The 20,351-nt window shown below is 40.8% G+C and carries 21 protein-coding genes; 2 read left to right on the forward strand and 19 right to left on the reverse strand.

The window, feature by feature from the left end; all coding sequences use genetic code 11:
• From KSZ58_RS20485 to KSZ58_RS20505, 5 genes are all read right to left on the reverse strand, one after another.
• Positions 1-1,086, reverse strand: coding sequence for a glycosyltransferase (locus KSZ58_RS20485; RefSeq protein ID WP_002610260.1), 1,086 nt, complete (start codon positions 1,084-1,086; stop codon positions 1-3).
• A 33-nt stretch (positions 1,087-1,119) separates the two neighbouring features.
• Entirely contained in the window at positions 1,120-2,226 is a 1,107-nt protein-coding gene (locus KSZ58_RS20490) for a glycosyltransferase (protein WP_002610258.1), read from the reverse strand.
• A 298-nt stretch (positions 2,227-2,524) separates the two neighbouring features.
• The gene (locus tag KSZ58_RS20495; RefSeq protein WP_181952837.1) at positions 2,525-2,677 is read right to left on the reverse strand and encodes a hypothetical protein; all 153 of its coding nucleotides are present in this window, start codon (positions 2,675-2,677) and stop codon (positions 2,525-2,527) included.
• A 101-nt stretch (positions 2,678-2,778) separates the two neighbouring features.
• Complete coding sequence (locus KSZ58_RS23550; RefSeq protein ID WP_081616021.1) at positions 2,779-2,973, reverse strand: 4Fe-4S dicluster domain-containing protein; 195 nt, start codon at positions 2,971-2,973, stop codon at positions 2,779-2,781.
• Positions 2,974-3,020: 47 nt separating this feature from the next.
• Positions 3,021-3,284 carry a hypothetical protein gene (locus KSZ58_RS20505; protein WP_009271026.1) on the reverse strand — a complete coding sequence of 88 codons (264 nt, stop codon included), beginning with the start codon at positions 3,282-3,284 and terminating at the stop codon, positions 3,021-3,023.
• 333 nt (positions 3,285-3,617) lie between these two features.
• Between KSZ58_RS20505 and KSZ58_RS22995 the strand changes: the two genes are divergently transcribed.
• Positions 3,618-3,950 (forward strand): transposase, encoded by a 333-nt coding sequence (locus KSZ58_RS22995; protein ID WP_224727406.1) that lies wholly within the window; start codon positions 3,618-3,620, stop codon positions 3,948-3,950.
• Between the two features lie 728 nt (positions 3,951-4,678).
• Here the strand turns inward: KSZ58_RS22995 and KSZ58_RS20515 are convergent.
• The 12 genes from KSZ58_RS20515 to hrcA form a co-directional block, all read right to left on the reverse strand.
• Positions 4,679-6,121 carry an LCP family protein gene (locus tag KSZ58_RS20515; RefSeq protein WP_002610226.1) on the reverse strand — a complete coding sequence of 481 codons (1,443 nt, stop codon included), beginning with the start codon at positions 6,119-6,121 and terminating at the stop codon, positions 4,679-4,681.
• Positions 6,108-6,710 (reverse strand): recombinase family protein, encoded by a 603-nt coding sequence (locus KSZ58_RS20520; protein ID WP_009271027.1) that lies wholly within the window; start codon positions 6,708-6,710, stop codon positions 6,108-6,110. The genes KSZ58_RS20515 and KSZ58_RS20520 overlap by 14 nt, the downstream gene beginning before the upstream one ends.
• Positions 6,711-6,752: 42 nt before the next feature.
• A complete protein-coding gene (locus KSZ58_RS20525) occupies positions 6,753-7,469 on the reverse strand; it encodes a CpsD/CapB family tyrosine-protein kinase (protein WP_009271028.1) in 717 nt (238 codons plus the stop codon).
• 4 nt (positions 7,470-7,473) lie between these two features.
• The gene (locus KSZ58_RS20530; RefSeq protein ID WP_009271029.1) at positions 7,474-8,256 is read right to left on the reverse strand and encodes a tyrosine-protein phosphatase; all 783 of its coding nucleotides are present in this window, start codon (positions 8,254-8,256) and stop codon (positions 7,474-7,476) included.
• A 3-nt stretch (positions 8,257-8,259) separates the two neighbouring features.
• Positions 8,260-8,961, reverse strand: coding sequence for a YveK family protein (locus KSZ58_RS20535; RefSeq protein ID WP_002610217.1), 702 nt, complete (start codon positions 8,959-8,961; stop codon positions 8,260-8,262).
• 137 nt (positions 8,962-9,098) lie between these two features.
• Entirely contained in the window at positions 9,099-9,629 is a 531-nt protein-coding gene (loaP, locus tag KSZ58_RS20540) for an antiterminator LoaP (protein ID WP_002610214.1), read from the reverse strand.
• A complete protein-coding gene (locus KSZ58_RS20545; RefSeq protein WP_224727407.1) occupies positions 9,626-10,963 on the reverse strand; it encodes an exopolysaccharide biosynthesis polyprenyl glycosylphosphotransferase in 1,338 nt (445 codons plus the stop codon). The genes loaP and KSZ58_RS20545 overlap by 4 nt, the downstream gene beginning before the upstream one ends.
• A gap of 451 nt (positions 10,964-11,414) precedes the next feature.
• Complete coding sequence (gene dnaJ / locus KSZ58_RS20550) at positions 11,415-12,530, reverse strand: molecular chaperone DnaJ (protein WP_002610208.1); 1,116 nt, start codon at positions 12,528-12,530, stop codon at positions 11,415-11,417.
• A gap of 13 nt (positions 12,531-12,543) precedes the next feature.
• Positions 12,544-13,710, reverse strand: coding sequence for a polysaccharide deacetylase family protein (locus tag KSZ58_RS20555; protein ID WP_009271031.1), 1,167 nt, complete (start codon positions 13,708-13,710; stop codon positions 12,544-12,546).
• An 82-nt stretch (positions 13,711-13,792) separates the two neighbouring features.
• A complete protein-coding gene (gene dnaK / locus KSZ58_RS20560; RefSeq protein WP_009271032.1) occupies positions 13,793-15,607 on the reverse strand; it encodes a molecular chaperone DnaK in 1,815 nt (604 codons plus the stop codon).
• A gap of 20 nt (positions 15,608-15,627) precedes the next feature.
• Positions 15,628-16,248 (reverse strand): nucleotide exchange factor GrpE, encoded by a 621-nt coding sequence (grpE, locus tag KSZ58_RS20565; RefSeq protein WP_009271033.1) that lies wholly within the window; start codon positions 16,246-16,248, stop codon positions 15,628-15,630.
• Positions 16,249-16,258: 10 nt separating this feature from the next.
• Positions 16,259-17,275 (reverse strand): heat-inducible transcriptional repressor HrcA, encoded by a 1,017-nt coding sequence (gene hrcA / locus KSZ58_RS20570; protein WP_002610201.1) that lies wholly within the window; start codon positions 17,273-17,275, stop codon positions 16,259-16,261.
• 277 nt (positions 17,276-17,552) lie between these two features.
• Here hrcA and pgeF point away from each other — a divergent pair, with 277 nt between their 5' ends.
• Positions 17,553-18,314 (forward strand): peptidoglycan editing factor PgeF, encoded by a 762-nt coding sequence (gene pgeF / locus KSZ58_RS20575; protein WP_009271034.1) that lies wholly within the window; start codon positions 17,553-17,555, stop codon positions 18,312-18,314.
• A gap of 86 nt (positions 18,315-18,400) precedes the next feature.
• Here the strand turns inward: pgeF and spo0A are convergent, their stop codons facing one another.
• Positions 18,401-19,180: a sporulation transcription factor Spo0A gene (spo0A, locus tag KSZ58_RS20580; RefSeq protein ID WP_002610197.1), complete on the reverse strand. Its 780-nt coding sequence runs from the start codon at positions 19,178-19,180 to the stop codon at positions 18,401-18,403.
• 102 nt (positions 19,181-19,282) lie between these two features.
• A complete protein-coding gene (locus tag KSZ58_RS20585) occupies positions 19,283-20,092 on the reverse strand; it encodes a MerR family transcriptional regulator (protein WP_009271035.1) in 810 nt (269 codons plus the stop codon).
• Positions 20,093-20,351 lie beyond the last annotated feature (259 nt).

Genomic DNA, 20,351 nt, shown 5'->3' on the forward strand with positions numbered 1-20,351 from the left:
TTATATCCCTTCACATTGATTGTTATACACTTTGAATAAAAGTGCTTTATGTAAACTTAAATCATATCTAGAATAATCAAAATCAATTTTTCTTTCAGTACTTTTACATTTAATTTTATCTACCCATACTTTCGCAGGTTCATTTAAACTAACTACTTTAACATTTTTTGATAAAATTGCCTCTTCCGGTATTACACTTGAGCAAATACATGGTAAACCATTAATCTGCGCTTCAACAATCGTGATACCTAACCCCTCAAATAATGAAGGAAATACGAAATAATCCATTACATTGTAGTACAATTCAGGTCTAGAATTTGGAGATAAAAAAATCACATTTTCACTTAACTTATAATCATCGCATTGTTTTTTTATCGTACCAAGCATTTCACCATCTCCACATAATAAAAGCTTAGCATTACTATTTTTTTTACAATATTCTTGAAAAATATCAATTATAAACTTATGGTTTTTTTGATCTGTAAAACGTCCAATATGCCCTAATACAAAATCAGTACTTTTTATACCAAGTTCTTTACGGGTTATATCTCTTGTTGATCTTCTAAATTTGAATTGTTCAATATTTATAGCATTTGGTAATACTTGTGACTTCTTCGTAGTTTTACCAAAATAATCAGATACCTTCTCCGAACAAAACAAATTACAAGTCGAATACCTATCGCATAAATTGTTGCATACCGAATATACAATTTGTTTTAGGTGCTTGCCGTTAAAAACATTATGATAATGATTAATTCTGATTTTGATCCCATATTTTCTTGATAAATACAGAATATAAAAATTCATATAACTCATATTTGAATGGACAACATCGTAGTTACCATTTTTTAATATTTTTCTTATTTCAAAAATATTCTTGAGTAAATTTTTCCTTTTATGAGTCACAAACTTGATATTGAATCCAATATTTGAGAAACGTTGTATATCTTTTTCTACGGATATTTCACGTTGTGCAACTATATCAAAAACATATTCGTCTTTATCATAATTATTTAAATAATTAAACAATACTTGTTCTACACCTCCATAGCTCAAGCCGTTAACTACTAAACATACTCTTTTCACTATTAATACCTCCAAATAATGTTTTACTTTAGATTAATCAAGAAGTGCATTAATGAGTTTGTCTGTTTCTAATGCAACTCTTTTTACATCATATTTTTCAAACACATCTTTATATCCCTTTTTGATAATTTTTTTCCTAAATTCATCATTATTTCTTATTTTTGATATAGCATTTGCAGCTTCTTCCTGATTATCCACACTAACCAAAAGACCATTTTGCTCATTTTGAATTAAATAAGATAATGCATCAACATTCGTAGCAACTATTGGCTTTTTGCAAATCATATACTCTGGGATTGCTAGTCCAAATCCTTCCCATCTGCTTAGTAAACAAGCAACATCAAATGTTCCTACATAATCTATCGGGTTGTCAATCCAGCCAGTTATTTTCAATTTGACGTTATTTTCTTTTGCGATTTTTTCAATTTCTTTTCTTTCTTCGTAAGAACCTTCCAATACATCTCCAACTATTAAAAAATATGCATCACTTATAAATTTTGATATTCCTACAAAAATATCAGGTGCCTTTTGTTTGCAAATTCTGCCTACCATACCAATTACGTATGCATCTTCAGGTATACCAAGCTCTTTTCTACTTTTTTCAGGCACTATATTTGTTTCTATTCCATTATAAATTATATGTAATTTATTTATATTTGAAATATTGTTATCTAACGCAGATTTCTTTTCTGCTTCTGATATGCAGACAATTGCATCGCAATACTTTGCCATTAGTCTTTCTAACGCCACATAAATCCAACTTTTTTTACTTTTAATGTTAAACGACCATCCATGAGGATTATATATGACTTTACATTTTACACCCAAGCAAGCAATTCTAGTTATAGCGCCCGCAATACTTGAATGTGCATAAACAACATCTGGGTCATATTTTTTTATAATACTACGTATTTTTTTTGATGATAATATAGTTTTTATTCCAATATCATGAGGTATATTCAATTGTTCAATATGATTGGATATATCTTTATATTCGCTAGCATTATAAAGATGAGATAAAACAACAATAGTTTCATATTTATTACGTTCCGTATATTTTAATAAACTGTGGAGATATTTATCCACACCTCCAATACATTCAGCAACATGTAAAATTTTAATTTTACTTTGTTTTGTCATATACACTCTCACCCTCTTCTTATAAATGTTTTTTAGGTCCACAAGCTAATCAGAAAATCATCTCTAATACTGCTTTTTTACCCAATTGTTTCAAATTGTTTCTTAATCTGTGACAAATTCTTACATGCAAAAAAGCCCGTATTTAAGGCGTTTATTCCTAGCTTGCAAAAATTATAACTAGAATTCCATAAATCTTTACTACAATCCCTTTTCGAAATAGCTTTGGCAACCAACACATAATTGAAGGACCTTCAGCATGATAATGTACAATATCATATCTTCCAAAAGATGCAAAGATTTAAGCAAAAACAGATGACGTTATAGCTGCAAAACCTTTTATTGTAGGTACTGATTTAAAAAGAACTTGCTTATATTTCCTATCATTTTTTCCTTTACCCACTTTTTTGTTTTTGGGATTATAGCAAGTTACATCATTTCCTAAAGCAACCATCCGAACGGCAAGTTCTACTACAACTACTTCGATTTCACCTTTTTTTTTACAAATATAGTATAAAAACTATTGATTTTTAGCAGTGTTTGCTAGAATTGTTATTATGTTTTAAGTGGACAAACCTTAATACATTTTAGACACCTTATACATTTTTTTTCATCGATAATAGGGTATTGAAAACCTTCGTTATCCGATTTCATTTGTATAGCTTTAACCGGACAACATGCATAACAAGCACTACATCCACAGCAATCTTTTTTTTGTTCATATAATATTGGCATATTTATTTTATTCATTTTTTATCCTTTCATAATTTTCTCAATAAAATTTGGCAGATAAGACTTTAATTTACTTTTAAAAGATATTTTTTTGTATATACTTCTACGTATCCATCAGTATTCAAGGATGAATAGAATGTATTTCTTATTTCAGGTCGCTTTACTGCTGAAGTAAGGGTTTTATTATATTTTTTTATAATTGCTAAATCTAAATTTATAATCTCAAAATAATATTTAGTTTTAGAAGATAGATTTTTTCCCTTACTCGTATTGAAAATAACATATAATACGCCTTTATTATCCATAAAATCTGGGTACGCAATTTCCACTCCATTAAACTCCCACAGTAAAATCTGATTTATGATTTCCTAATTTGAATAAACATCTATAACAGCATTCTTTATAATTACACCCCCTTAAAAAAATCAGAATAAAAAGGGTCTGTTCTTACATAGCAATCATGATTATTAAATCTGAAAGTATAAGACATATGTCTTCTATAATATCATCCAAATTTTTTTACACAAAACGTATAAGAACCCCAATGTCATTATTCAGGTAAGTCCTTTTTGATACGTGTGAAAGATATACACTCAATTTCCAGTTTTTTATGAAATTACAATCAGCCAGATGAAGAATTTGATTTGGATTTACATATTACATTGACAAGAAAACAGACCAAAGATATAAAATCTCAACAAGAAAAATATCGTTTCTTATCTACTACATCTACATTTGATTTTATTGATGAACATAATCCTGAGTATGAACTTCATTTCCGTGTAGTTCGCTTTAAACTGGATGGTAGTGAAGAATATGAATCGATTATCACAAATTTAAACCGGGTTGAATTTAGTAAGGATGAAATAAAAGAAATATACAATACTCGATGGTTTAAAGAATTATCGTTCCGTGACCTTAAATATTCAGCGGATCTGTTGCTGTTCATGCAAAAAAACGAGAAAGCATCCAACAGGAGATTTAGGCAAGGATGATACTATATAATATATCTTTTATTATGGCTCATCATATAGTAAATAAAAAGCCAAAGGAAAAGGGTAAGAAAAAAAGTATTCTTATGCGATAAACAAAAAAATGGCGATACATCATTGTCGCTATTTTATCCAGCATCATAAAAGAAAAGGCGGTCACCCGCCTGATCTTGAAACTCTCATTTCACAAGATATCTTACCAATCCACCCAAATCGAAAATGTAAGAGGCATGTGAAATCACAAGCGCAAATATGTTTCAACTACCGCCTTTCTTAACACGATATAATTAAAACTCAAAAGTTTATAAATTGCTTGAAAAATCTTCTTTTTGTCATGCATTTTTTCAGAATACTCTTAATCCTATCAGGATAAGATTATATAAAATCGCATCCTGTTAGTTTTCATCTTCTTAACTTAATGACATTGGATATCATTATCCCTTTTTTATCATAATAATAAATCGCTTTTAAATATTTATGCCGTAAAAATGTTTGTACTTTACAGAAAAACTCTATAGTTTCGATATTCATAGTAAATTCCCTTCTTTTGCATAAATAAACATAGAATTAACATTTATATACGCATCTCATATTTTTTGCCTTAGGATTAGAATTAATCACCTTATTATTTCAGTTAAACTTCCAATAAGAAACAGATATAATTTCCTAATAATCACTTCATGAAAATATGATTGAACTCCCGTGATATAGTCCTCGAAATAATTTCATGTTCATAATATGTTCTTCAATATCTTCTTTATATTTACGATTGCGTTTTCCTTAGGATGCATAACATACAACGGCTGACTACCAAACGAATACGTAGGCAACATATCTCCTGTGCCATCTGCACTGATACTTGTGACCTTCCATGTAGCCATATCATCAATTTGCATCTGTATGAGTGCAGTGATTTCATCCGTTGTCATATTGGTCTGAAACATTCCCTGTACTGCATTCATGATGCTTTCATAATTCTTGATGACATTTGACTTTGTGAATTTCTTCAACATCGCTTCAATTACCTGCTGCTGGTTCTCTCCACGATGACGATCTCCACTTTCATAAGCATACCGCTCTCTCGCAAAAGCTAATGCACAAGCACCATCTACATGTTGATTTCCTTTAACATAGCTGCAATTCTTATTTGTATATGCAGTTAATTCTTTATCAGAATAAATATCTATTCCATCCAATGCATCCACCATGGTCGTCAGCGTATCGAAATTCAGTCGCACATTGTAATTAATCTTAATATCAAACAGCTTACTCAATGTTGCCTGTGATGTTTCCACGCCATAGAGTCCAGCATGTGTCAATTTATCCATCGCACCTGTTTCACAACTGCCATTCGGGCACTGTAAGGGTACATAATAATCACGTGGTATGAATACCAGTAACAACTCTTTCTTTTGCGGATTCACTGCCGCCAGCATATTGACATCACTTCGACTCGTTTTAGATATCGAACCATTCGTATCGATTCCTGAGATATACACGATGAATGGATCCTTTGTGATGTTGTTCGCTTTTAAGTTTTTCAAAACTTCCTTACGATCCAGCGTATAGATAACTCTTGTTTCCTTCTCAAAGCTGCCATCGATGATGTTGAATGCATCCCGCATCCCTTCATTCATGATAATGGCATCCGTATTGCCATCCAGCAATCCCTGCATCTCATCCTTGAATTCCTTATACTCGATTTTGGATATCTCATTTGAAAATTGAGAGCCTAGGCGGTTCAACATAAAGTCCGTATTCTCACGATCAATTGTTTTTAATATACCAAACTGTTTTCCATCCAAATCTTTAACATCCTTATAGCTGCTGTCTTTTTTTACAAGCACAGAAATCTCTGTCGTCTTAATATCGCCGTTACTGACAGCCTTCACTGTTTCCTGTGCCTTATTTATAACCTTAACGTTCATAAACAGGATACATATACAAAGGACTATTGAAAATACACATCCCAGAATCTTGGTAATTTTGTTAGCCTTTTTTCCAAGGATACAATAGATAACTGCACCGACAATCAATAAGATAACAACAAGAATCGGTATATAATATTTCAATGGCAAAATATGGAACCTGTACAGACTCCATAACAAATATGCCGCGGCCAGAACCATCACGATCCAGCATACATGCTTTCCATACTTTTTAATATTTTCCATCTTTTCTCAGACTCCTCTCCAGCTCCTGCTGCTTCCAGGAATCCTTCAGATCCTTGACAAATTTAAAATAGGTAGAACGCTTGAAACCTAACTTCTCCCGATAATCCTCATGCTTCATTTCTTTTCGCATGATTTTTTTGATATTAACTTCAAAATCAGCAGGCAGCGTTATTTTAGGTCGACCGTAATCACCCTCCCCGTTTCGCTTTTTCTCCAGAGCTCTCTGGATTCCCTCCATTTGCTTATCATATATCTGCTTGCGCTGTGTATCTCTGACAAAATCAATCAGAGTCAGCATCTGTTCAGTATTCAAATCTGAATCATCCAAAAGCTTTATCGTTATATTCTTATTCTTTATATATGTTAGATGGACAAAGAGTGTATTTCCATCCGCTGCGATTGACGAAAGCTTATAAACATAAAGTTCATCCTTCATTTCCAGATTAGCAATCAATTGATTCCATGCATCGTACCTATTGTTATCTATGTAAATAGAAGTTTCCTGTATATTCAAATCTGAATGTAATACAATCGTGTGTATGGCTTCGCATTCAGCCTCCGTTGTAGCGTATGCATAGAAATACTTCATCGACTCACCTCATCCCGATCACATGTTTCATTCTTCCATCACTTAGCTATAATTTCCATAATAGCTGTAATAAGACTTCGATGTGATATCAACCTTCGTCAACACACACCCCAATACATTCGCACCATTTCTCTGCAGCATCGTCAACGCATTTTTTGCCTCCTGCTTTGCTGTATCCATTGCGGATACCACAAACAGTGTTCCATCTACAATACTCGAAACCGGAATTGCATCCGCTACCGCATTCAATGGCGGACAGTCGATGATGATGTAGTCAAACATCTCTCGAAATTTTTCAATCAGCTCCTTGAAGCGGTCGCTCGCCAGCATCTCCTGCGGATTCGGGACAGATTTTCCACTGGTGAGCACATACAGCTTGCCGTCCGTACTGTTATCCTTGAACTTCTGAAAATAACCTCCGATCTCCAGGTCGATCTCTGACTTCTCTTTCATCAGATTACTGATCCCCAGCTTATTCGAAACCTTGAAGATCTTATGCTGTACGGGCTTTCGAAGATCACAGTCAATCAACAGGACCTTCTCGTACTTTGCAATCGCCACCGTTGCCAGGTTGCTTGCGACCGAGCTTTTTCCCTCTGCTGGATTCGAGCTGGTCACACAAATCACTTGGATATCCTTATTGAAGGATGAATATTCTATATTCGTCCGCAGCTGACGATATACCTCCATATTGTCAAACTGACTCTTTTTTGTATGCTTTTTCGGATCACTCCGCTTTGGTGCTATCTTTCGTTCCATTTCATCATCTCCTCCTCATTCGCTGTAGCCAGGATCTTTTCCTTACCGCCATACGTTCCACATCCTCGTCTTGAAGGACATGCTGTGGATTGATGGTACAGAGCAGCTCTGCGCTCGCCGTATCAGTTACCTTTACGATTTCCTGATATACATCGCTCAGCCTGCAGATACGATTTCCACCGGTACGATGTGCATCACTCGCAACGATATGCACCAGTCCTTCCTCCAACAGCCGTCTGGCATTCTTCTGAATCTGCGAACCATGCATTCCCAATAGACTCGTCCGATTCATCTGAATCACATATCCGTTGTTTATCCATTCCTTTACTCGATTTACATCGATATCCTTATGAAAGTACCGCTCCGCATGCGCTATCATGGGAGTCAGTCCTCTGATCGACAATTCATACAGCTGCTCATCCGCATAGCTGTTCTTTTCGATATCCTTGCGGACATCAAACTCACACAGCAGATAGCGGCTCTCATTGATCGTGTTATAATATTTCCCATCGACCATATCCAGATAATCATCATTCAGAAACATCTCACAGCCACTGTAAATCGTGACGCCATATTCCTTGCCAAGCTCCCTCAGCTCCCGGATCCGCTGATCCATCTCTCTTACATCCGCTTCCTTTTGAGCTCCTGGTATGAAATGCGGTGTTGCCGCCAGCTTTACGATTCCATCCACCCTGGCCTGCTGTAACGCCTGTTGTGCTTCTGCACGGCTATCGATACCATCATCGATATCCCATGCCATATGGCAATGCAGATCAATGAAGCTCATTCGCTAATCCTCCAGAAACGGAATCTCTGCCAGTACCGGTATCTCCAAATACGATTCCGCATCTTCCTTCGTATGTAGCCTCTTATCCAGTAGGAACTGTACAGTCACAAAGCCACAGGACACCATGATTCCAAGCAGCGCTCCGATCAAGAGGTTCATCTTTAAGCTCGGCGATACCGGTGTCTCATTCACCTGCGGCGCATCCAGGATCGTCATATTCTTGATATCCAGCTTGTCCTTCATGCTCTCAAAAAACAGATTCACCGTCGTATTCACGATATCCTTCGACATCTTCGCATCCTTCGTCCTAGCACTCACCGTGATGATCTCACTGTCTGCTTCATTGCTGACGCTCAAGGAATTCTTTACCAATGCCTCATTCTCCAGCTTCAGCTTCTCCGCGACATCCTCCAGCAGGCTGTTCCCCTGCAGCATCAGGACATAGTTGTTCACCATCTTGGAATTGGCGGTCAGTGTATTGTAATCGATCATTCCACTTTCCGTGATATTCGGCTTCAGATAGATCCTTGCCATGCTTTCATATTTCTTTGGTATCAGAAACTTCGTCACCAATAAGGATATGATGATCGCGATCACCGTCACTGCGATGATAAAGGACATCTTTTTCTTCAACTGCCGAAACAGTCTTCCCAGATCGATTTCTATTTCTTCATTCTGTTCTATGCTCTTCTGTAAATCTTCCACTAATTTCTCTCCTTTGCTTTCTTCTTTTGAGGCGAGAATCTTACTACATAAAAAGGATACACTCTCCCCTTCCCCCACCTGCAGTGTTGAATGGTTGGCTGTATCCTGAACCTCTCCATAAAGTGCCTCAACAACTATTACTTCTGAGATTCGATCTTTTTCACTATTTCCAGAGAAACGTCCACCTGCAGATCCTGATTGTTCATGCGAACATTCAGGATAGCACGCCGTTTATGTCTGTCAATTCGTATAATATTGCTTTCATAGCCCTTTAACGGACCTTCGGTGATGATGACCTCTCCATCCAGGATCTCACCCTTTGATATTCTAACATTGTGTTCCTCATCCATAAGGCCTTCCAGATACGCTCTTTCTTCCGTGCTCAATGCACTGACGTCATCCTCATACCTCAGTTCCTTCAAGATACCGCGGATCTGTGAACGGTATCGAAGCAGCGCCTGCTGGAACCCGTTCGGATTCAGCTCTGTTTCCACAAACACATACGAACGAAACAACGGTTTCTTCACAATCACTCGCTTCCCCTGTATGCGGTGCACCACTTCCTTTAAAGGAGTGAATGCTTTTATACCATCCTGTTGACTCAAAAGCTCCAATATCCTTTTTTCTCTGCCACCCATCACATACAGCACGTACCACGGCTTCATCATCTTGCCCCATCCCCGTGAAACACGGTCTTGATCGTCTTGACGAGGATCGTCATATCCAGCTTCAGGCTCCAGTTTTTGTAGTAATACTCATCCATCTTCAACCGGTCCGAAAAGCTGATATCGCTTCGTCCGTGTGTCTGCCACATGCCGGTCAGTCCGGGCTTGCAGCCGATCACATAGTCATAATAGATCCCCATATCTTTACGTTCCCCAGGCAGGTACGGCCTTGGTCCTGTCAGGCTCATATCGCCCTTCAGCACATTCAGGAACTGCGGGAATTCATCCAGACTCTTCCGTCGCAGAAATTCTCCGGCCCTTGTGATTCTGGGATCCTTCTTCAGCTTCTTATTCGTCTCGTACTCTTCCCTGATCACGGGATCCTTTTCCATAAGCTCCTGCAGTATGCGCTCCGCATCGGGTATCATCGTCCTGTATTTATACAAAACGAATTTCTTTCCGCCCTTCCCGATTCGCACCTGTTTGAAAAATATGGGATCATGATCATGATTTTTGCTGTTTGATCTCCACACATAGATCGTCAAGGGGATCAGCAGGATACAGCCGGCTATACCGCCGAGAATATCGATGGTCCGCTTGACCACTTTATTGAAGGTCGATATCTTTCCCTTTGCTGTAGATACGAGCAGCTGACCGTCAAAATCCTCGACCCTAGTATCGAAGGTCAAAATCTTGACGGACGGCATATAGCGAATCTTTTCGACTGTCCTAAGCTTCAGCAGGATATCATCGAACTGTGCATTAGTAAGATTCGTTGAGGCGATGACTGCGGAATTTATCTGCAGTCTGGAAACGGCCTGTTCCAGCTCACCCAACGCAAACACATCCTGTTTGATATCCTTCAACACATGACCATCCTGTGTATCTATGTAGCCCTTTACCTTCATCAGCGCAAACCGGTTTTTCTCACAGACCTCTGCAAATGCAAGAGCCTGCCTTCCTGCACCGATGATCAGTACATTGTCCGCACAGCTGTTTCGAAACCAGATGCGCAGATAACGCTGTAATAGGATACTGAAGCAGAGCATGATGCATGAGATCACTGCATTCAGCAAAGCACAATGAGCATTGAAATCCTGCATGGGGTCAAGCAGGATACTGACGATAAAAAAACAGATATGACTTTTTACAAGCAGCTCTATCTCTTCCCAGATCAGCAGCGTCTTCGTCCGATAATGACCAAACAGATACTGAATGACAAAATACAAGGCACAGATGCGCACTGTATAATCACCTGTAAAATCAAAAAGAAAAGAAAGATTGCAAACAACGATTTCCTCCAGCAAACATGCTGTTATTCCTATTTTTTCCCTCATGTACTTACATTCATTAATGAATTCACTACCCTCCCTTTTATAAAATGGAATTTTAAATCTCAAAACGTATACCTTTAAAGATATACTAAATAAAACGAGAATAGTGTTATAAAGTATATTTATATAGACTGAAAAACGTAAAAAAACAGATGATTTCATATGAAATCACCTGTTTCATTAATTATAAGTATATAGACAGAAAGGTATACCTTTATAATCATAAAGGGTATGCAAATGCTTAATTCATTCCATTCTACACGTAGCTATTCTACTACAATAGGTCATTACAATCAATGATTTCATGCAAAAAAAGTCCGAATTATTAGAATTTTATTTATTTTACAAAGAAATCATTTATCTCAAAACTGTCACGCTCAAAAATGTTAACGATTACAAAACAAATAAAAAAGCGACAGCATTACTGAAATCAGTAACAACTGCCGCAATATTCTTATTTAAAAGCCTTCTTAAATTTATCAAACGGAGACTCATGAGATTTCTTATTGCGAATTTTCTCATACAGCTCCTTTTCGTCGCGTGTAATCTTGGTCGGTACCTCCACCTTGACCTCGACATACTGATCACCCTGATTGCCGCGAGAAGAAGCAGACTTGACACCCTTTCCCTTCAACCGGAACTGCTGTCCGAACTGCGTACCTGCCGGAATCGTCAGCTCCACATCACCGTAAACAGTCGGAACATCCACCTTGCAGCCCAAAATCGCATCCACAGCACTAATCGGTACCGTGATACGGATATCATTGCCATCGCGTACAAATTGCTTGTGACGGCTTACCAGAATCTCGATATACAAATCGCCGTTTGGCCCGCCATTCACACCGCGCTCTCCCTTATTCGGAACACGCACCTGCTGACCGGACTGAATGCCTGCCGGAATCTTGATATCCAGCTTCACACGCTTATGCTCATAGCCCTTGCCATGACATTTCGGACACTTGTTCACAATCGTCTTACCCGTTCCGTTACAATCCGGACACACTGACTGACTCTGGAACACACCAAACGGCGTTCTCTGCTGAGTCGTTACTGTACCGGTACCATTACAATGCGGACAGGACTTAATATCGGACTTACTTTTCGCGCCGCTTCCCATACATTCATCGCACTGCTCATCCACCTCAATCGTAACTGTTTCCGTTTTTCCGAAAATAGCATCCATGAACTCGATGCGCATCTGCATGAAGCGGTCATTCCCCTTACGCGGTCCGTTGCTTGCGCGACGACTTCCACCACCGCCAAAGCCTCCGCCGAAAAAGGAACCGAAGATATCTCCGAAGTCCTCAAAACCGCCAAAGCCTCCGGCACCGCCGCCAAAATTGGCACCATCCATACCTGCATGACCAAACTGATCATACGTTGCCTTCTTCTGCGGATCACTCAGTACCTCATATGCTTCGTTTACTTCCTTGAACGACTCTTCAGCCCCCGGATCCTTATTGACATCCGGGTGATATTTTTTCGCCATCTTCCGATAGGCTCTTTTTATTTCATCATCGCTGGCACCCTTGCTGAGTCCCAGGACCTCATAATAATCTCGTTTGCTCATGTGGATCACCCTCCTAACTTTCCAGACTGTATATGAACTGCTGTATGTCTGCATCTCCGAAAATACGCACTCTCGGCAGCTGCAGCTTATCCATACCGGGTTCTATTTTACCATAATTTGTCGTAAAAGCCATATGCACACCTGCATCTTTCATAATCTGCAGTGCACTGTCTGTAACATCACCATACGGATAACAATACACATTACCTCCGCCGATGATGGAAAACGACTTTTCTGTGTCCGCAACACCCTCATCATGTGCCACACAGCGCAATGCACCGCCATGACCGCCTTCACAGCCGCCGGTATGCATGTCATAGGAATGCGACTGCAACTCCATGCCGTTTTGCTTCATTTCCTGAAAGCTTTGTGGCAGCTTATCATCATCCAGATGATTCCCGATCAGAAAGAGCGTTGCACTATTACCATATTTCTTCAGCAGCGGATATGCATATTTATATATGGAAGCTGTCCCATCATCAATCGTAATGGAAACACTGTTCTTCGGCAGTTGTACCTTTCCATCCAGAAAATTCTCCACGTCCTGCATGCGCAGCGTCACATAGTTATGCTCCTTCAAATACTTCAGCTGTGCTTCAAAATCATTGACCTCCAGCCAGTTTCCGTTTTTCGAGACCTCACCGTTTTCTCTGGAATAGAAATAGTGATACATGAAAACCGGAATCTGTTTTGCGACCGGCTCACTGGTATTGTCAGCCTGCTTTGTAGCTGCTATTGCGGATTTTGGAATATACACAAGGGTATTCCCCATCTGTACACCATAGCGTTTCTCATCCTTAACATAAATAGGATAAGATGCTTTCCGTGTTACCTCCACCAGCTTATCTCCTGCATCATTCTGAATGATATAGCTGTCTTTTGTCACAATATTCTCATTAAACGGCAGATACACACTAGCCTTTTTGACATTATTTTCTTCTGTTTGTTCGGGTACCACATGATCAGCCAGGATGTAGCAGTCATCCGTTTGCAGCCTGAAATACTTTTCCTTCATGTTCTGTGCGCTTTGCTTGTCAAGCTTCAGCACTGTCCCCTTAAAGATACGGCCAATCTCTTTGTATTCTCCATCCTTCTTCTCAAACAGCGGTGTTTCCTTATCCACACGCACCGTCTGTGCATAATATGAGGAAACATCAACAGCAGTCTTTTGTCTCTGCATGGGATACATCCAATAGATGACCAGCATCACACAACATACAAAACCTAGCGCAAGCACTAGGAATTGTAGTCGTTTCGTTTTCTTACTTCTTTTCTTCAAATTCAGCGTCTACAACGTTGTCATCGTTGTTTGCGTTGTTTGCACCTGCTCCTGCATTCGGATCCGCACTCTGCTGCTGATACATCTGAGCACTAGCCGCCTGTGCAGCCTTTTCCAGTGCCTCCAGTTTTTCCTTTACAGCATCCATGTCATTTTCATCCAGAGATTTCTGTAAATCGTCGCGCAGCTTCTGTGTTTCTTCCTTCTGCTTTGCATCAATCTTGTCACCGCTATCTGCCAGCATGGAATCAATCTGAGCAATGAAGCCCTCTGCACGGTTGCGCAAATCGATTTCTTCCTTGCGTTTTTCATCCTCAGCCTTGTGTTCCTCAGCCTCACGGACCATACGATCGATTTCCTCATCGCTCAGTCCGCTTGTATTCTGAATCGTGATGGACTGTTCCTTACCAGTACCCTTATCCTTTGCAGATACATGTACGATACCGTTTACGTCAATATCAAAGGTAACTTCAATCTGTGGCACACCACGGCGAGCTGGAGCGATACCATCCAGCTTGAACATACCGAGCTCCTTATTGTCATTTGCCATCGGGCGCTCACCCTGCAGAACACGGATATCAACCGCAGGCTGGTTATCCGCAGCAGTTGAGAATACCTGAGATTTGCTTGTTGGAATCGTTGTGTTACGTGGAATCAGCACGGTCATGACACCACCCATTGTCTCAATACCGAGGCTCAATGGTGTAACATCCAGCAGCAGAACATCCTTTACATCACCGGCGATAACACCACCCTGAATAGCAGCACCCATAGCAACTACTTCATCCGGGTTTACAGATTTATTAGGTTCCTTGCCCAGAACGCTCTTAACAGCTTCCTGTACAGCAGGGATACGGGTAGATCCACCTACCAGCAGTACCTGGTGAATATCATTTTTTGTCAGACCGGCATCGCGCAGTGCGTTTCTTACCGGCTCCATTGTACGCTCAACCAGAGACTTTGTCATTTCATCAAATTTTGCACGTGATAATGTAGCCTCAAAGTGCAGAGGTCCATCTGCTCCAGCAGAGATAAACGGCAGGGAAATCTGTGTCTGTACAACTCCGCTCAGATCCTTCTTCGCTTTTTCTCCAGCCTCTTTCAGACGCTGCATAGCCATGGTATCCTTGCGCAGGTCAACACCGTTTTCCTTTTTGAAGGTATCAACCATCCAGTCAACAACAACGTTATCGAAGTCATCTCCACCCAGACGGGTATCTCCGTTTGTAGACAATACCTCAAAGGTTCCATCCGCAAGCTCCAGAATAGAAACGTCGAAGGTACCTCCACCTAAGTCATATACCAGAACCTTCTGTTCTTTTTCAGTTTTATCAATACCGTATGCTAGTGCGGCAGCAGTCGGCTCATTGATGATACGCTCTACTTCCAGACCGGCAATCTTTCCGGCATCCTTGGTTGCCTGACGCTGTGCATCATTGAAATAAGCTGGTACCGTAATAACCGCTTTTTCAACCTTTTCTCCTAGATAGTCCTCTGCATAGGATTTCAGATACTGCAGGATCATCGCACTGACTTCCTGCGGTGTATACTGCTTACCTTCCAGTTCAACCTTTTCATTTGTACCCATCAGACGCTTGATTGAGCTGATAGTGTTTTTGTTTGTAACAACCTGACGCTTTGCGGCATCACCGACGATACGTTCACCGTTCTTGTATGCGACTACAGATGGTGTTGTACGATTTCCTTCCGGATTTGTGATGACCTTGCATTCACCACCGTCCATAACGGACACACAGCTGTTTGTTGTACCTAAGTCAATACCAATAATTTTACTCATAATCGTTATCCTCCTTTTATCTATTCGCTAACCTTTACAAGTGTTGCACGTAATACACGATCCTTCAGCATATATCCCTTTTGCAGGACCTCGATGACCATACCGCTTTCCACGCCATCCTTGGCCTCCTGCATCAGGGCCTGATGGAAGTTTGGATCAAACGGCTTGTCCAGCGCTTCGATTTCCTTTACACCCTCCTGATTCAGGATGTGTACCAGCTGCTGGTAAATCATCTCAAAGCCCTTGGCGTAGTTTTTGACATTCTGATCATCGACCTTAACATCCAGCGCACGCTCCAGGTTATCCAGAACCGGCAGGATTTCCATCGCAAAGCTTTGAATGCGGTACTTGCGCACATTGTCGCTTTCACTCTGCAGACGCTTCTTCAGATTTTCTGTATCTGCATACGCCTTGAAGTAGGCATTCTTGTTTGCTGCCGCCTCTTCCTTCAGCTTTACGATTTCTTCTTCCAGTTCCTCGATTTTTTTCTTCTTACCGAATTTTGCGGATTTCTTATCTTCCTTTTCCGCTTCCTTCGCATCCTTTTTCTCTGCCTTGGCAGCATCCTGCTCTGTCTTTGCTTCTTCGCTTTGCCCGGCAGCCTTTGCTTCCTCGTTTACAACTTCTTTTTCTTCCTGCATGATGACCTCCTTATCGATTTTCACTTCTGTATAAATCTTCGATTACTTTGCTCATATATTCCATAAGGGCAACGACACGGCTGTACTGCATGCGGGTAGGTCCCACGATCATCAGTTCCCCTTCTTCATCCTCGTTCAGCTTGAACTTGCTGGATACCACTGCAACATTATTGACCTGAATCAATTCATTGTCACCGCCGATTTCAATGGCGACATCACCCTCGTGATTGGCCAGCTGGCGAAACAGACTGCTGTCCTCCAGCATCTTCATAAGCTCCTTCAGCTTTTCGATATCTGCGAATTCCGGCTGATACAGCATATTGCTCTGTCCGCTGCAGTATACATGGTCGGTTGCAAACCGCATGAATGCATTAACGAAGGCTTCAAACAGCACCTCGTGACGGGCAATATGGCTGGCCAGCAGCGGCTCAATCTGCTGCATGCGCTCCACCACCTCATTGATCGGTGTGCCGCTCAGCTTGTCATTGAGCAGATTACAGCAGGTTTTGATATCCTCAACGCTCACGGCCGTATTGAAGTGAAATGTCTTATTTTCCGTATGCCCGTGATCGGTGATGAAGACTGCAACCGCACTGGTGTCACTGAGTGGAAACAGCTGTATGTGCTGCAGTGTCTGGTAACGGCTTTCCGGCCCCAGCACCACGGAAGTCAGCGAGGTCATCTGAGATAGAATATCACAGCTTTTCTTAACGATTTCATCCATTGAATAATGACGCTCCTGAAATACAGCCTGCAGAGAATGCTTGACTCCATCATCCAGTTCACGCTCCATCAGATTTTCAACATAGAACCGATAACCGCGACTGCTTGGTATACGACCGCTGGAGGTATGTGTTTTCTCCAGCAGACCCAAATCCTCCAGTGCAGCCATCTCATTGCGAATGGTGGCACTGGAACAGTTGAAATCCAGCAGGTCCATCAGTTTCTTGGAACCGACAGGCTCGGCAGTCCGGGTGAACTCATCTACTATCGTTTTAAAGATCGCCGTCTGACGTTTTGTAAGCATATGGTTCACTCCTTTCTAGCACTCAACCTCTATGTCTGCTAATAGTATATTCCAATATTTTAGCACTGTCAACACTTTAGTGCTAAAATCCATAAAAATTGTTATCATTTCTGGAAATATTAGGAAAGTGCTCTGTTTTGCCCAGCGTTGGAATAATGCATATATTCACGCAAATGGATTGCCAAGAGCCGCAGCTTGCTATATACTTTTCCCAGGGCAAACCCGGATACTCACACATATACTATAAATATATAAGAAAGAAAGAAGGAATGATCATATGAATTATATACAATGGAACTACGAGGATGATTTGCTTGCAGGTACGACGCTGCGCGACCCATCCCTGCCGGAAAACAACAATATGGCACTGCACGCCTGTTTACGGAAAATGGATGTTTTAAATAATCGTGATACTCTGTCAAAAGCACTCCATATAGCATCGTCACAGTGGACCTTTGCTATGCAGACGCACTCCGATCATATCCATGAGGTAACCGCCGCAGATGCCGGCAGAGGCTATCGTGTTTATGAGGAGGGGATTGCGGACTGTGATGCCCTTTACACAAAGGAAAGAAACATCGCAATCGGTGTCTTTCATGCAGATTGCGTGCCGGTACTTCTATATGACCCCTTTACCGGTATCATTGCCGCTATTCACAGTGGCTGGCAGGGAACCGTGCAGGAAATCACACGCAAAACCGTGACCCTGCTCATGCAGAAGGAGCATGTCGATCCTGCTCACCTGATGGCTTATATCGGTCCGGCTATCGCATATCGCAGCTTTGAAATCCAGCAGGATGTCATTGACCGCATCCGGGCAATGAGCTTTGACACCCATGACTATCTGACAATGCTGCCAAACGGCAGGGCAATCGCAGACAACAAAGGGCTGAATATGCAGATGCTGCTGAATCTCGGTGTTGAACGCGATCATATCACAGTGAATCCAAACGATACCTTTCTGAAAAACGATGCTTTTTTCAGCTATCGAAGAGAGCCTGCATGCGGAAGACACCTCAGCTTCATTCTACGCAAATAAATCCAAATAAAAAGGCGGAGTATTCTGATCATTTGAATAGTTGACCATTCCGCCTTTTTTTATTTCCGGATGCATTATGTGCATGTTCAGACACGTGTTTCCTCCATATGGATTTTGTCAGACAGCATTGCAATGAATTCGGAATTTGTAGGTTTGCTTCGTTCCATGGAAATCGTATAGCCGAAAATCTTATGTATCACATGTGCATTTCCGCGATTCCAGGCCACTTCGATTGCATGCCGTATACCACGCTCCACTCGGGAGGGTGTTGTCTGAAACTCCAGCGCAATCTTCGGATATAATGTTTTGGTAACCTTACCAAGCAGATCCATATCACGGTAGGTCTGCATAATTGCACAGCGTAGATACTGATACCCTTTCAGGTTTGCAGGAACTCCAAGCTCGTGCAGCAGCTCGGTGATCGTTCCCTCCAGATGCTGGTTCTGACTGCGTCCCAGCTTTTTCTGCAGCTCCTCATTCAATGAATAATCCGGCTGATAATTCCTGATGAAATGAATCTTGCGAATCAGATCAGGAATCTCATAGGGCTTCATCATGATGTAGTCGACACAATAGCGGTTGAACTCAGAAAGAATCATTTCACTGAGATATGAGGATATGCAGATAATATGATCCACCTGCAGCCTTCTGCTGCGTATTTCCTCTAATACATAAAACCCATCTTTCTTTGGCAGGATCATGTCCAACACCAGAACATGTACATGTTTCCCCTCCAGCTGTCGGATACATTCCTCACCATCGCTTGTCATTCCGGCCAGTTCAAATTCCTCAACGGAAGAAATGGCCCTTTCTAAAGCAGATAACTGATTTCTATTCTCATCTACTAAAAAAATCAAGCTCTTCATCTTTCATTCCTCCAACTACCTAGGCAGGAACCATCATAAACCCTAAAGTATTTTTAGAGTCAAGTATTTATTAAAAATATTTAAGAAAAACATTAAATTATTTTATATCACTCTCTTGTAAGGGACCCATATCATATGACGCATCTGATAATGATGATCCTCGCAGGCACTGTACAAGACCTGAGACAGGATATCCCCGTCAAGCATCAGGTGATGTGCCTCCATAAACTGCAGCAGCTTATCCTTTTCCTGCAGAATCGTATGCTGGGCATCCGCTTCAAAGCAGTAGGCAAGAGCCGGACATTCGGCATACTGTCTTACCACATCATTTTTCCGAATACCGATGAAATCCCCAATCGTCTCGTACATACAAAAGCCGTAATCAAAGTGCTCCTGTCCGCTGATAAAATCCTTGGCACAGATTCGTGCACTCAGAAACTGAAGCTCACTGCTTTTCGACCACACCCTGAGCTCCTCATTCAGGGATGCATCATCCGCTAAAATCACATCATCCTGCATATAGGAAATGCGATACAGGGCAGGTCTTGTTACAAACTGTATGGCATGCTGTGCACGTTCTGCCAGCGCAATGCATTCCAAAGAAAGATGAATGCTGTGAAGACGAAGACTCATCGACACACTTTCCTGCAGCAGCTCCTTCTCCTTTTGTTCCATCAGCTCAAGAAACATATCATTTCCCCTGCTTTCAAACAAATCCATCAGCTCATACAGCGTAAAGCCAAGCTTCTGATACTTCTGCATATTCAGAAGATGGTTGATTTGTGAAGCATCGAAATAACGGTAATTGGATACACTGTCCTTATGCGGCACGATGAGCCCTTTACGTTCGTAGTACCGCAAAGCTTCCGTGCTGAGACCCAGCAGTCTGGCAGCCTCTCCGATTTTGTACATAAAAAAAAACTCCTCCCTTTTCCATTCTTCACAAACAATACTCTTTCCAAATCTGCATACGTATGCATATAGGTCTTTTCTATTTTAGTATACTTTTGTGCTGCGTGCAACCTTATTACCGTCTTATTTTAGATTTGCTGAAGTGAAAAGTTAAATTCCACTTTCAAAGTAGCTAAGTAGAAAAGACTCTTACACAACAATCTAGTTGAATTTACACTTACAATTGCATTTAGTCTTTCATATATCCTTTTTTATATCT

Source organism: Erysipelatoclostridium sp. DFI.2.3, from assembly GCF_019132535.1.
Classification (GTDB): domain Bacteria; phylum Bacillota_I; class Bacilli_A; order Erysipelotrichales; family Erysipelotrichaceae; genus Clostridium_AQ; species Clostridium_AQ innocuum.